General features: G+C 39.6%; 13 protein-coding genes. 3 read left to right on the top strand and 10 right to left on the bottom strand.

All coding sequences use genetic code 11. From position 1 onward, the window contains the following. Positions 1 to 15: 15 nt before the first annotated feature. From EXH44_RS06190 to EXH44_RS06170, 5 genes are all read right to left on the bottom strand, one after another. On the bottom strand, positions 16 to 507 hold the full coding sequence (locus EXH44_RS06190) for a hypothetical protein (RefSeq protein ID WP_162856699.1): 492 nt from the start codon (positions 505 to 507) through the stop codon (positions 16 to 18). Between the two features lie 11 nt (positions 508 to 518). Beyond that, entirely contained in the window at positions 519 to 986 is a 468-nt protein-coding gene (locus EXH44_RS06185) for a hypothetical protein (protein WP_162856698.1), read from the bottom strand. Positions 987 to 1,562: 576 nt separating this feature from the next. After that, positions 1,563 to 2,021 carry a methylglyoxal synthase gene (gene mgsA / locus EXH44_RS06180; protein ID WP_042905927.1) on the bottom strand — a complete coding sequence of 153 codons (459 nt, stop codon included), beginning with the start codon at positions 2,019 to 2,021 and terminating at the stop codon, positions 1,563 to 1,565. Between the two features lie 123 nt (positions 2,022 to 2,144). Continuing rightward, positions 2,145 to 3,473, bottom strand: a complete 1,329-nt coding sequence (gene pgtP / locus EXH44_RS06175; RefSeq protein ID WP_162856697.1) for a phosphoglycerate transporter protein PgtP — start codon at positions 3,471 to 3,473, stop codon at positions 2,145 to 2,147. 199 nt (positions 3,474 to 3,672) lie between these two features. Further along, positions 3,673 to 4,458 (bottom strand): Cof-type HAD-IIB family hydrolase, encoded by a 786-nt coding sequence (locus EXH44_RS06170; protein ID WP_162856696.1) that lies wholly within the window; start codon positions 4,456 to 4,458, stop codon positions 3,673 to 3,675. A 153-nt stretch (positions 4,459 to 4,611) separates the two neighbouring features. On the opposite strand from EXH44_RS06170, the gene thrC reads away from it, so the two are divergent. Further along, positions 4,612 to 5,889: a threonine synthase gene (gene thrC, locus EXH44_RS06165; protein WP_162856695.1), complete on the top strand. Its 1,278-nt coding sequence runs from the start codon at positions 4,612 to 4,614 to the stop codon at positions 5,887 to 5,889. Positions 5,890 to 5,911: 22 nt separating this feature from the next. Here the strand turns inward: thrC and EXH44_RS06160 are convergent, their stop codons facing one another. From EXH44_RS06160 to EXH44_RS06150, 3 genes are all read right to left on the bottom strand, one after another. Then, on the bottom strand, positions 5,912 to 6,490 hold the full coding sequence (locus tag EXH44_RS06160) for an NAD(P)H-dependent oxidoreductase (RefSeq protein ID WP_162856694.1): 579 nt from the start codon (positions 6,488 to 6,490) through the stop codon (positions 5,912 to 5,914). Positions 6,491 to 6,561: 71 nt separating this feature from the next. Further along, complete coding sequence (mnmE, locus tag EXH44_RS06155) at positions 6,562 to 7,920, bottom strand: tRNA uridine-5-carboxymethylaminomethyl(34) synthesis GTPase MnmE (protein ID WP_162856693.1); 1,359 nt, start codon at positions 7,918 to 7,920, stop codon at positions 6,562 to 6,564. Between the two features lie 84 nt (positions 7,921 to 8,004). Beyond that, the gene (locus EXH44_RS06150) at positions 8,005 to 8,565 is read right to left on the bottom strand and encodes an LOG family protein (RefSeq protein ID WP_162856692.1); all 561 of its coding nucleotides are present in this window, start codon (positions 8,563 to 8,565) and stop codon (positions 8,005 to 8,007) included. Positions 8,566 to 8,628: 63 nt separating this feature from the next. Here EXH44_RS06150 and EXH44_RS06145 point away from each other — a divergent pair, with 63 nt between their 5' ends. After that, a complete protein-coding gene (locus EXH44_RS06145; protein WP_162856691.1) occupies positions 8,629 to 8,949 on the top strand; it encodes a MazG nucleotide pyrophosphohydrolase domain-containing protein in 321 nt (106 codons plus the stop codon). 57 nt (positions 8,950 to 9,006) lie between these two features. Here EXH44_RS06145 and EXH44_RS06140 read toward each other — a convergent pair whose 3' ends face one another. Further along, entirely contained in the window at positions 9,007 to 10,356 is a 1,350-nt protein-coding gene (locus EXH44_RS06140; protein WP_075592251.1) for a GntP family permease, read from the bottom strand. A 195-nt stretch (positions 10,357 to 10,551) separates the two neighbouring features. Between EXH44_RS06140 and EXH44_RS06135 the strand changes: the two genes are divergently transcribed. Next, positions 10,552 to 11,067, top strand: coding sequence for a gluconokinase (locus EXH44_RS06135; protein ID WP_162856690.1), 516 nt, complete (start codon positions 10,552 to 10,554; stop codon positions 11,065 to 11,067). Here EXH44_RS06135 and gntR read toward each other — a convergent pair. After that, positions 11,064 to 12,065: a gluconate operon transcriptional repressor GntR gene (gntR, locus tag EXH44_RS06130; protein ID WP_162856689.1), complete on the bottom strand. Its 1,002-nt coding sequence runs from the start codon at positions 12,063 to 12,065 to the stop codon at positions 11,064 to 11,066. The genes EXH44_RS06135 and gntR overlap by 4 nt on opposite strands. Positions 12,066 to 12,080: the final 15 nt, after the last annotated feature.

The raw sequence follows: 12,080 nt of genomic DNA, 5'->3' as shown, positions 1-12,080 counted from the left end.
AGCCTATGACAAAGTTTATAATAAATGTCCTTTACCAAATTTATTAGCAAATTCTTTCAATGACTTTTCTGCAATATTTGGAGTAAAACAAAGATCTGTTCCTTTCAGATCTGCAACAGCTGCTTTATAAATAGCCTTTTCAAGATATTTGTCTTGAAACTGTTGTTTATAAATATTTTCAAAGTTTTCTAGTGTCAGCGGTATATTATTTTTTCTCATATATGGAGATGCTACTCTACTGACAGATGATGCCAATATATATTCTTTATCATTTTTATTATACGAATTGGCAATTTTTAAAGCTTTTTCTATATATCTATCCCATTTCTTTTCCATTTTAGGATTAACATGTTTGCAAACATCAGCTGTACCCAGAACAAAACCTAAATAATTTAATTCATCAGAATTAGATACCACCTCTTGTATATTTGTATTCGGTAAACTAATATTATTCATACACCCCGATAACACAAAAGATATCGTAATAGCTGATAATAATTTTTTCATTTTAATACTCCTTAGTAGGTATTACACATTACCTGCCCACCGATCTTATTACAGAAAGTATTCACAGGGCGATTTTGATAGATTTGTTGAATCACTTGGTTATTTTGTTGTTGCTGTGCTTGATAAGCCGCATCTCTCTGTCCAGCAAATTGAACATCTACAGACTGAACATTATTACTTACAGCAGTTAGACTGTAAGAATGACTACTGGAATTAACAGGGAATCGGTTGCGATAAGTATCTGTAGCACCTCCCATCCAGACTGCTTTACAAGGCTGTACTTGAACATAACCACGCTGAATATCACCTTCAGAAATATTGTAATAAGCATTGTATGGTGTGTAACCTACAAATTGACCACCACAAATCAATTTTGCAGACTGTGGGGCTGAGTTATACCAAACGTGTAAGCCAGATGAACAGGCTGATAAACCTAAACTTATAGCGATAAGTAATAATTTTCGGATTGATAAAAACATAAACTAGGACCTTCGGTTAAAGTAAATTGGGTTAATGAATAAATAGTTTGAAGAAATTTGAATAGCTGATGAAAATTTCCCCCCCTCTAGAATCGAGTATTTTGTGATTATATATTGTTTTTTTTTGCACAACAAGCTATGCTAGATAAGGTGTAAAAGTAAGGTTTCAAAAAGGAAAAGTACTGGTATTGTGGATAATATGACACAAATTGATTAACCACTCTTATCAACAAACATTTCCCATTTGAACCAACTGATTTTTAGGTATGGAATTTTGTTCATTAGTGTTGAACGGTTTTGTTCATTACTATTGAATAGTTTTATTCACTAGCATTAAACAATTTGTACCGTTTTGGAAGATGTTTGGGCAATAACAGTAACTTATTGAGGAAAAGCATAGATTAAATGTAGGGGCAAACTACATTTGCCCCAAAATGCTCTAAATAAATGAAGCGGATCACTTGGCATCCGTTTCCTAAATTTGTGAAAAGCGATATTCAATGGACGCCAAGCGTGGCGTCCCTGCTTGCTTTAAGCTTGGATAAAAATATCCCATCACTTGTAAAGATTAAACAATTATTTCAAACGCTCTTTCAAATAACGGTCGTAATCAGGAATTTCGATCTCAACATCTTGTTCAAACAAGCTAGATTGTAATAAGAAATCGGCAGATGCTTGGTTGATTGCCACAGGGATATTCCAGACGGTCGCAATACGCATTAAGGCTTTAACATCAGGGTCGTGCGGTGCGGCATTCATCGGATCCCAGAAGAAAATCAGCATATCAATTTTCTTTTCCGCAATCAGTCCGCCCAGTTGCTGATCCCCTCCCATTGGACCGCTTAATAATGCAGTAATTTCTAAGCCTGTTTCTTTGGCTAGTAGGTTACCTGTTGTGCCTGTCGCATAAAGCTGGTGGGATTTTAACGCAGTGCAATGTTTCTTTGTCCATTCCACTAAGCTCTGTTTACAGCTATCGTGAGCGACAAGGGCGATATGTTTGTGTAAAGGGATAGTTCGATTGGTGCGATACATAGAAACTCCTTTTATGCTAAAAATAAGCTCAAGTTTAGAATAAATTGGTTTTATTGGGAATGAAAAAAGCGACTTAGAGAACATATTTGCTCTAAGTCGCCTTATCTTTATATTTAAGAGAAATTATTGTTTTTCAGGTCTATGGAATAAGGTGAATGCGATAAAACCGAATCCTAAGAAACAAGATGCGATTAAGGCATAGAAACCACCATCCCAACCGTAAACGTCCACTAATTTACCCATTACCCAACCTGCACTTGCAGAACCAAGTAAGTAACCGAATAAACCAGTTAAACCTGTTGCTGTACCTGTTGCAACACGTGGAACTAAATCTGCCGCTTGTAAACCGATCATCATTACTGGGCCGTAGATTAAGAAACCAATCGCCACTAAGCAGATGTTATCAACTAATGGGTTGCCTGCTGGGTTTTTCCAATAAACAATGATCGCAATTAATACACCCACTAGGAATAGTAACATTGGCGGTGCACGGTGACCTTTGAATACTTTATCACTTAAGTAACCGCTTGCGAGCATACCAAAGATACCTGCGTATTCATAAAGGAAGTATGCCCAACTTTGTTTGTCTACGGTAAAGTGTTTCACTTCTTTTAAGTAGGTTGGTGCCCAGTCAATAATCCCATAGCGAATGAAGTAAACAAACACGTTCGCAATCGCAATCGCCCATAGGAATTTATTGTTGATGATATATTTGTAGAAAATATCTTTAGAAGAAAGGGTATGCGCTGATTCCACTTTTTCTAATACTTTCTCGCCTTTCCATTCATCAACAGGCGGTAAACCTTGTGATTCTGGCGTATCACGCATTAAGTAAAGCACCACAAAGGCAAGTACAATCGCAATCAATGCTGGCAGGTAGAACAAGGATTGCCATACGCCGAAGATAGATAAACCTAAAATCGCCAATGGACCAATCAAACCACCACCTAAGTTGTGTGACACGTTCCACCAACTCCACCAAGCTCCACGTTCAGAACGAGAGAACCAGTTAGTCATCGTTTTTGCACCAGGTGGATACCCCATACCTTGGAACCAACCATTTAAGGCGGCAAGTAAGATCATTAATGGAATTGAAGAAAGTACACCCGGTACCAAACCAAAAATCAAGCTGATGATGGCAGAACCTAATAAACCAATAGTGATGAAATATTTTGGGTTTGAGCGATCTGAAACATTTCCCATAATGAATTTACTAAATCCATAAGCGAGAGATAATGCCACTGCTACCGTACCAAGATCTGCTTTGCTAAATCCATATTCGTCGATTAAATAAGGAATGGCTAAAGAAAAGTTCTTACGAATCAAATAGTAAGCCGCATAGCCAATAAACACGCCAGCAAATACTTGCCAACGTAATTTGCGATATTCTGCGTCTGTACGAGAACTTTCAATTCTCGGTGCAGGTGCAGATGCCTTTAGAAAAGAAAACATACAAGCTCCTTTGTAACTTTTGTGATTTTGAAAAATTCGATTTCAAACATTTTATGTTCGAATACGATTATTAACCAAAACTACTTTACACTACAAATGAGTTTTGTAAATTTTATGATATAGATCTAATTTTTTAAGCGCATTTGCTTATAAAAACAACGACTTAATCACGCAAACGTTTACTTTAAACCTTTACAAATCAAGAAAATAGCCGATTTAATACCACTGCGACCCCATCTTCATCGTTAGAAAGGGTAACATAATTTGCCTTTTCTTGAATTTCTACTGGGGCATTCGCCATTGCCACCCCAAGCCCTGCATATTCGATCATATCTAAATCGTTGAAATTATCGCCAAATGCAATAATTTCTTCCGTTTTAATCTGGTGCAACTCTTGGATAATCCGAATGGCATTGGCTTTACTCGCCTGCTTATTCATAATTTCTAAATAAGTTGCTTTTGAGCGGTGGATATATAAATGAGGAAACTGTACTCGTAAGTTGCTTTCTAAAGATGCAATCTCTTCAGCTTCGCCGATTAACAACATTTTATGTGTCACAGGTAACACGGTTGGTGTAGGACGTGGCTGTAACTGAGTAATTTCACTTTCTTGCCTTGTCCAACTATTTTCAATGTTATTCGAAAACCACTGTTCATAGCTGTAATGGTTAATCGAAAGATGGTCATAATCTTTTAGCGTATGAGCAAGGTCACTCAAATCTTTCTCTGATAAAGTGATACTATAAATCGCGTTCAGCTTATCATCGACAATCAGCGAACCGCCATAGCAAACCATCAATTCAGAACTAAGCTGTTTCATATAACTCGTCATTGCAGACGGTGCTCTAGCAGACACTAAAATAAAAGGGATTCCCAGCTCGGAAATATGGTGAATTGCCTGCATTGTCTTTGCTGAAATCTGGTGTTGTGAATTAAGCAACGTACCATCAATATCACTGAAAACCATTTTATACTTTATCGACATTATTCCACCAATTAAAAACGCCCTTTAACTTTACTTATTATAAACGATGCATTTGCAAAAAATCTTACAAATCTCACCGCTTGTGATTGACTAACTAAGGTGAACAGATACAATCGTTCCATTTCCGATTATTCATAATAAAGGACAACATTAATGAACCTATACAACATCAAACATCCCGAAGAACAAGTGAATTTTGCTCAAGGCGTTCGCCAAGGGTTAGGCAAAGATCAGGGCTTATTTTTCCCTGAAGTGTTACCGCAATTTGACGATATTGACGCTTTATTAGCATTACCGCTGGTTGAACGTAGCCAAAAGATTTTATCGGCACTGATTGGCGATGAACTGCCGCAAGAAACCTTAAATGCGATGGTAAAAAATGCGTTTACTTTCCCTGCTCCATTGGCGAAAGTAAATGAGGATATTTATGCGTTAGAGTTATTCCACGGCCCGACCCTTGCGTTTAAAGACTTTGGCGGTCGCTTTATGCCTCAGGCATTAAGTGCGGTGCGTGGCGATGGCAAAATTACCATTTTAACGGCGACATCAGGCGATACCGGTGCGGCAGTAGCTCACGCTTTCTACGGTTTGGAAAATATCAATGTGGTTATTCTTTATCCGAAAGGTAAAATCAGTCCGTTACAAGAAAAATTGTTCTGCACCTTAGGCGGCAACATTCGTACCGTGGCGATTGAGTCAGACTTTGACGCTTGCCAAGCGTTAGTTAAACAAGCCTTTGATGATGCGGAACTTCGTCAAGCTATCGGCTTAAACTCAGCGAACTCTATCAATATCAGCCGTTTGCTTGCTCAAGTGTGCTACTACTTTGAAGCGGTAGCTCAGTTGCCAAAAGAGAAACGTAGCGATGTGGTAGTTTCTGTGCCAAGCGGTAACTTCGGTAACTTAACCGCAGGCTTAATTGCCAAAACCTTAGGCTTACCGATTAAGCGTTTTATCGCCTCAACGAATGCGAACGACACTGTGCCACGTTATCTCAAATCGGGCAAATGGGAACCGAATGCAACGGTTGCGACATTATCAAATGCAATGGACGTAAGCCGCCCGAACAACTGGCCACGTGTTGAAGAGCTGTTTAAACGTAACGGTTGGAACTTGAGCGAGTTAGGTTCAGATGCCTTAAATGATGCAGAAACCGAAGAAGCATTAAAAGCACAATATGCGGAAGGTTACCTATGTGAGCCACACGGAGCGATTGCTTACCAAGTGTTGAAAGATCAGCTACAAGCAGGCGAAACAGGTATTTTCCTTTGCACCGCACACCCTGCAAAATTCAAAGAGAGCGTAGAGCGTATTTTAGGCATTGAACTACCGTTACCTGAAGCGTTAGACAAACATAACAAAATGGAACTGTTGTCGGACACAATGGCGGCAGATTTTGCACAATTAAGAACCTATCTGTTAGCGAAGTAATCGCCTTTTCCAACGGTACTCATCAGATGGTGAGTGCCGTTTTTGTTATATTTTCTACTTCTTGCAAAATCCCCTGATAATCGGTACTTGGTAAGCCAATCTCACCAAAGTAATGCATATCGACCTTTTCAATGCCGCAAAAGCTAAACAAGCCATAGCCTAAGGTATGCTCAAAGGCTTGCAGATAGCCTTGCCGGCGATATTCTTCCACCGGATTGCCAAGGGTGACAAACTGCTGAATTCGTTTATCGCCCAATAAGCCGATACTTTTTTCTTTGCCATCTTTATAGGCGAAGCCATAGGCAATCACACGATCAAGATAACCTTTCAGAATAGCAGGAAAGCCCATCCACCATAGCGGATAAATCAAGGTAATAAGATCTGCCTGTTGGAAATAGCGATGTTCTTCAGCTACATCCGCAGTATATTGATGCTCGATAGTTGATCGAAACTCTTGCCAAGTCAGAGTCGGATTAAAATCAAGCTGATACAAATCCCGCACAATGACATTATGGTTCGCACTTGCTTGAATCACTTTGTCTAAAATCGCATGGTTAAAACTGGTTGGATTCGGGTGAGCATAAATAATCAAATGTGTCATGGTTCTCTCCAAAGCCTAAAATGCAAGCGGTCTGTTATTTGCAAATTTTTGCAACGAACAGACCGCTTGTCTTATTTACCGATACAGAATGAACTAAAAATATTGCCGAGCAAGTCATCGGAAGTAAATTGCCCCGTAATTTCACTCAAGGCATTTTGTACCATCCGTAGCTCTTCAGCGAGCAATTCTCCGGCATAGAATTGCGTTAATTGAATATGTCCACGTTGCAGATGATCCGCTGCGGTTTCAAGTGCAACCAAGTGACGACGACGAGCAATAAAACCGCCTTCCGTTGAGCTTTGATAACCCATTGATTTTTTAAGGTGTTCACGCAATAAGTCCACGCCGACTTTAGTCTGTGCAGAAAGGCGAATCACGGTAAAATTATCCGTTTGCACCAAGCTTTCCGTTTCGCCGGTTAAATCGACTTTATTACGAATCACCGTCACTGGAATATTTTTCGGCAACTTGGCTAAAAACTCCGACCATTCTTGTTGGAAATCATCGGCTTGCGATTGGCTACTGTCGATCATCAACAATACGTGATCCGCTTGTTCGATTTCATCCCACGCTCGTTTGATCCCGATTTTTTCGACTTCATCACTCGCTTCACGTAAGCCTGCTGTGTCAATAATATGCAACGGCATACCGTCTATATGGATATGCTCACGCAATACATCCCGTGTTGTACCCGCAATATCGGTGACAATCGCTGCTTCACGTCCTGCTAAAGCATTTAACAAACTGGATTTACCGGCATTAGGTTTACCGGCAATCACGACTTTCATCCCTTCACGTAAAATCGAACCCTGTTTTGCTTCTTGGCGAACATGGGCAAGTTGCGCAATGATCTCATTCAATTTGGCTTCAATTTTGCCATCAGCAAGGAAATCAATCTCTTCATCAGGGAAATCAATCGCTGCTTCTACATAAGTACGTAAATAAATGACCGAATCGACTAACGCATGGATTTTATTGGAAAACTCACCTTGCAAAGATTTCAATGCAGAACGTGCTGCCTGCTCGGATGTTGCGTCAATTAAATCGGCAATCGCTTCGGCTTGAGCAAGATCGAGCTTATCATTTAAAAAGGCTTGCTCGGAGAATTCACCTGCCCGAGCGATACGCACGCCCTTGACCTTTAAAATACGGTTGAGCAACAGATCTAAAATCACCTGTCCGCCATGTCCTTGCAATTCAAGAACATCTTCCCCCGTAAACGAATTCGGGGCTTTAAAAAACAGAGCGATCCCCTGATCTAATACCGTTCCATCTTCATCTTTGAACGGCAAATAGTCCGCCATGCGTGGTTTTGGGCATTTGCCTAATACGGCTTGGGCGACATCCGTCGCTAATGGTCCAGACACCCGCAAAATCCCGATACCGCCACGCCCGATAGGTGTAGCTTGTGCAACAATGGTTTCTTTCATGCTAAATATGTAAGTCTAATAAGAATGGAGCTATTGTACCCCATAAAAGCGGTAAGATTGAGACAAAATTTTGCAAATCCAAAATTAATACTTTCTCACTTCGGGTGGTGTATAACTTTGAATAAAACGTTCAATTTCCACCAAATTATCTGAAAACAGCGTTTTTTCTCTATCAGCTTGAGTGAGAAAACCTTGTTTTACCATATTGTCAAAAAAGGCTTTTAAATCATCATAATAGCCATCACTATTAAACAAAATACACGGATTGGGGTTTTGACCAATTCTCGCCCACGAGATCACTTCAACGATTTCTTCTAAAGTACCCGGTCCGCCTGCTAACGCAATATAAGCGTCACCCAACTCTATCATTTTACTCTTACGTTCAGGCATAGAATTGACGGTTATCATCTGCGTCAAGCCTTTATGTGCCAACTCTCTTTCCTGTAAAAAGGTTGGCATAATACCAATCACTTCACCACCATTTTCCAACACAATATTTGCCAATAAGCTCATCAACCCCGCATTACCGCCACCATAGACTAACGTATGTTGATGTTCTGCAATCCATTTACCCAATTCAATCGTCGCTTGTTGGTGAGCCAAATTATTCCCGACACTTGCTCCGCAATAGACGGTTATTTTCATTTCTTTTTCTTCCTGTTTTGCTAAAGTAGTGGCAGATGGTAACAAATAATCAGAGAGAACAAAATGCACTTTCAAGAATATCAACAATGGGTCAGGGAATTTTATCAACAGCAGAATTGGTACGAACGAGATGTCTTTCGTCGCCTAGCTTATCTTACAGAAGAAATTGGCGAAGTCGCCTGTGCTGTGCGTGCTATTGAGATTGGTCGAGAACGTCCTGATGAAATTGAGCAAAATGTCTTACAGAAAAAAGAAAATTTAATTGAAGAATTGGGTGATGTGTTTGATAACTTATTTATCTTAGCGGATAAATACGGTATTGCGATTGAAGATGTGATGGCTAAACATCAACGGAAGTTTATCAAACGTTATCGAGGGGAATAAGTAAGCGGTGAGATTTGCAAAAAATGTTGCAGATCTCACCGCTTGTCATATCAATCACTAAAGTAAAATACTACCAATATAAGCAATGATAAAGCCTACAACACCGATAGAGGTTTCAAGAGCAGTCCATGTTTTTAAGGTTGTTTTTTCATCCATTTCTAAGAAGCGGCTTACGAGCCAGAAGCCTGAATCGTTTACGTGAGAAAGCACTGTTGCGCCAGAGGCAATCGAAATCACAATAAAGCAGAGATCAAATTGGCTTAGACTTGTATCTGCCGCAACCATTGGTGCAATTAATGCTGCCGTTGTGGTTAATGCGACTGTTGCAGAACCTTGTGCGACACGGAAAGTTGTTGCGATAATAAATGCCGCTACGATAATTGGCATACCTGTATCTGACATTAAGGCAGAAAGTTCATCACCAATACCACTTGCACGCAATACACCACCAAACATACCACCAGCCCCTGTCACTAAAATAATAGAACAGATTGGTCCTAAAGCGTTGTTACAGATTTTTTCAATTTGTTCATAGCTACGATTGCCTTTTAACAGCAGAATCGCTACCACTAAGGTAATCAATAAAGCAACGGGCGTTTTACCAATCAAACGTAAACTTTGGACCCAAAGGTCTGAACCATCAACCACTTTAGCAACGGTTAATGTATTCAACCCTGTATCAAATAAAATCAAGAAGATCGGTAATAACAGAATAATCAAAACACGTTTGAAACTTGGAGGATTTTGTACTGCAGTCTCATTTACAGCTAATGAATTTAAAAATGCTTTTGGTAAATCCACATGGATACGTTTACTCACAAACATACTGAATAAGTAAGTACCAATATACCAAGTTGGAATCGCACAGATTAATCCAACAATCACCAACAATCCCATATTCGCACCCAGTAAATCGCCAGAAGCTACAGGGCCTGGATGTGGAGGTAGGAAAGCGTGCATCACGGCAAAAGCACCCGCTGACGGTAATGCATAACGTAATACAGATCCACCAAACTGTTTTGCTACGCTAAAAATAATCGGTAGCATCACCACAAGTCCAGCATCAAAAAAGATCGGGAAACCAAAAAGTAAAGAGGCTACACCAAGAGCGAATGGAGCTCGTTTTTCCCCAAATTTATTGATTAGGGTATCGGCAAGGACTTTTGCACCGCCCGTAATTTCAAGTAAGCGACCGATCATCGCGCCTAAACCGACCAATAAGGCGACAGATGCTAATGTACTTCCAAAGCCTCCTAACAAGGTAGGTAAAATTTTATCGACTGAAATCCCTGTCGCTAATGCAGTTAGTAAACTCACAATAATTAAAGCCACAAATGCGTGTACTTTAAATTTCATAATCATCACAAGTAGCAAAATAATCGCTACAATCATCGTAAAAATTAACATATAACCCCCTAAGGTATGAAGTGTTACTGGTAACATATTATTTTGTATCTAAAATGTAAATATCATTCTTAAATTTATTTTAAATCTGTGATCTTGTTCAAATTTTAAATAAAAACTTCATGATTTAATCTATCAGCATGATACATTATAGAAAAATATCAGTTATCGGTAACATTTTGTTGTAGGAGAATGGTTATGTCAGAAGGGAAAGCATTTATTTTAATGGGCGTATCAAGCACAGGGAAAACATCTATTGGTACAGAGGTTACACGCCGTTTAGGGATGAAATTGATTGATGGTGATGATCTTCATCCAAGAGCAAATATTATTAAAATGGGGAGTGGCATTCCGCTCAATGATCAAGACAGAGAACCTTGGTTAGAACGGATTAATGATGCAGCATTTAGTCTAGAACAAAAAAGTGAAAAAGGTATTATTGTCTGCTCAGCGTTGAAAAAAATCTATCGAGATCGCATCCGACAAGGTAATAATGATGTTAAATTTATCTTCCTCAAAGGCTCTTTTGAATTAGTGCTAGAACGCATGAAGCAACGAAAAGGGCATTATATGAAAACAGATATGCTGAAAAGCCAATTTGCGACTTTAGAAGAACCACAGGCAGATGAAAAGGATGTGATTTTTATTGATATTGATGCGCCTTTTGAAACTGTGGTAGAACGTTGTATTGAAGCCATCAAACCGTTGCTTTAAATACTTTCGCCCAAATGAATCTGATAGCCTAAATTAATGATACTACTCTGCTGTGGTTCGCCCTTTAGGCGATTCAATAGTTCTTGAGCTGCAACTTTGCCGATCTCTAAACGAGGGGTAATAACTGTCGCTAATTGTGGGGTGAGTGATTGCCCCACATCATGTCCATGAAAGCCAGCAATCGCCATCTCTTTTGGCACCTTAATGCCTAGACGTTGACATTCAAACAATGCCCCAATCGCTAAATCATCATTGGTACAAAAAATGCCATCAATATCAGGATATTGTGCCAATGCCTGTTGAAGTTGTTTGGCACCAAGCGTAAAAGAAGATGGTTCATCTGTAATCAAACTATGTGGCTCTAGCTGATATTTTCGCATGGCTTGTTCATAGCCTTGCATTTTCAATTTTGTTCGTTTATCCATACGCGCAGTAAAATAAACAATATTTTTATGCCCACGACTAATCATGGTTTCAACCATAGATTGTGCTGCAGAAATATTGTCAAATCCGACCGCTTGTTGAATACCGATTTCACTGCTATCCATGATCTCAATCACGGGGATATTGGCAACTTCCAACATCTTCAAGGTACGCTTAGAGTGGTGATTTTCCGACAGAATAATGCCATCAACATTATAAGAGAGTAACGACTCAATGCGCTGCTCTTCTTTCTCTTGGCTATACCCATAGTGAGCTAGCATTGTTTGATAACCCGCCTTATCGGTAACTAATTCAATGCCCTTGATCACATCGGCAAACACTTGGTTAGTTAAAGAGGGCACCAACACCCCAATGGCTCGACTTTTAGCATTCGATAAAATATCAGGTGCTCGATTGGGAATATAGCCAAATTCCGTAATCGCCTCCGCAATACGCAACCCTGTTTCATAAGCCACAGATTCTGGATTACGCAAATAACGGCTAATCGTCATTTTTGTGATCCCCAAATGATCGGCAATATGTTGAAGCGTTGGGCGTTTGCGTTTTGGTGTCATGGATAGAATAGATAA

Origin of the sequence: Actinobacillus indolicus (assembly GCF_004519515.1) — a bacterium.
Lineage (GTDB): Bacteria > Pseudomonadota > Gammaproteobacteria > Enterobacterales > Pasteurellaceae > Glaesserella > Glaesserella indolica_A.
Note: the sequence above shows the minus strand (reverse complement) of the source record. Positions and strands in the feature narration are given on the sequence as shown.

Coding starts and splice junctions, on each gene's coding strand:
- EXH44_RS06190 (WP_162856699.1), bottom strand. CDS start 507: ATGAAAAAATTATTATCAGCTATTACGATATCTTTTGTGTTATCGGGG.
- EXH44_RS06185 (WP_162856698.1), bottom strand. CDS start 986: ATGTTTTTATCAATCCGAAAATTATTACTTATCGCTATAAGTTTAGGT.
- mgsA (WP_042905927.1), bottom strand. CDS start 2,021: ATGTATCGCACCAATCGAACTATCCCTTTACACAAACATATCGCCCTT.
- pgtP (WP_162856697.1), bottom strand. CDS start 3,473: ATGTTTTCTTTTCTAAAGGCATCTGCACCTGCACCGAGAATTGAAAGT.
- EXH44_RS06170 (WP_162856696.1), bottom strand. CDS start 4,458: ATGTCGATAAAGTATAAAATGGTTTTCAGTGATATTGATGGTACGTTG.
- thrC (WP_162856695.1), top strand. CDS start 4,612: ATGAACCTATACAACATCAAACATCCCGAAGAACAAGTGAATTTTGCT.
- EXH44_RS06160 (WP_162856694.1), bottom strand. CDS start 6,490: ATGACACATTTGATTATTTATGCTCACCCGAATCCAACCAGTTTTAAC.
- mnmE (WP_162856693.1), bottom strand. CDS start 7,920: ATGAAAGAAACCATTGTTGCACAAGCTACACCTATCGGGCGTGGCGGT.
- EXH44_RS06150 (WP_162856692.1), bottom strand. CDS start 8,565: ATGAAAATAACCGTCTATTGCGGAGCAAGTGTCGGGAATAATTTGGCT.
- EXH44_RS06145 (WP_162856691.1), top strand. CDS start 8,629: ATGCACTTTCAAGAATATCAACAATGGGTCAGGGAATTTTATCAACAG.
- EXH44_RS06140 (WP_075592251.1), bottom strand. CDS start 10,356: ATGTTAATTTTTACGATGATTGTAGCGATTATTTTGCTACTTGTGATG.
- EXH44_RS06135 (WP_162856690.1), top strand. CDS start 10,552: ATGTCAGAAGGGAAAGCATTTATTTTAATGGGCGTATCAAGCACAGGG.
- gntR (WP_162856689.1), bottom strand. CDS start 12,065: ATGACACCAAAACGCAAACGCCCAACGCTTCAACATATTGCCGATCAT.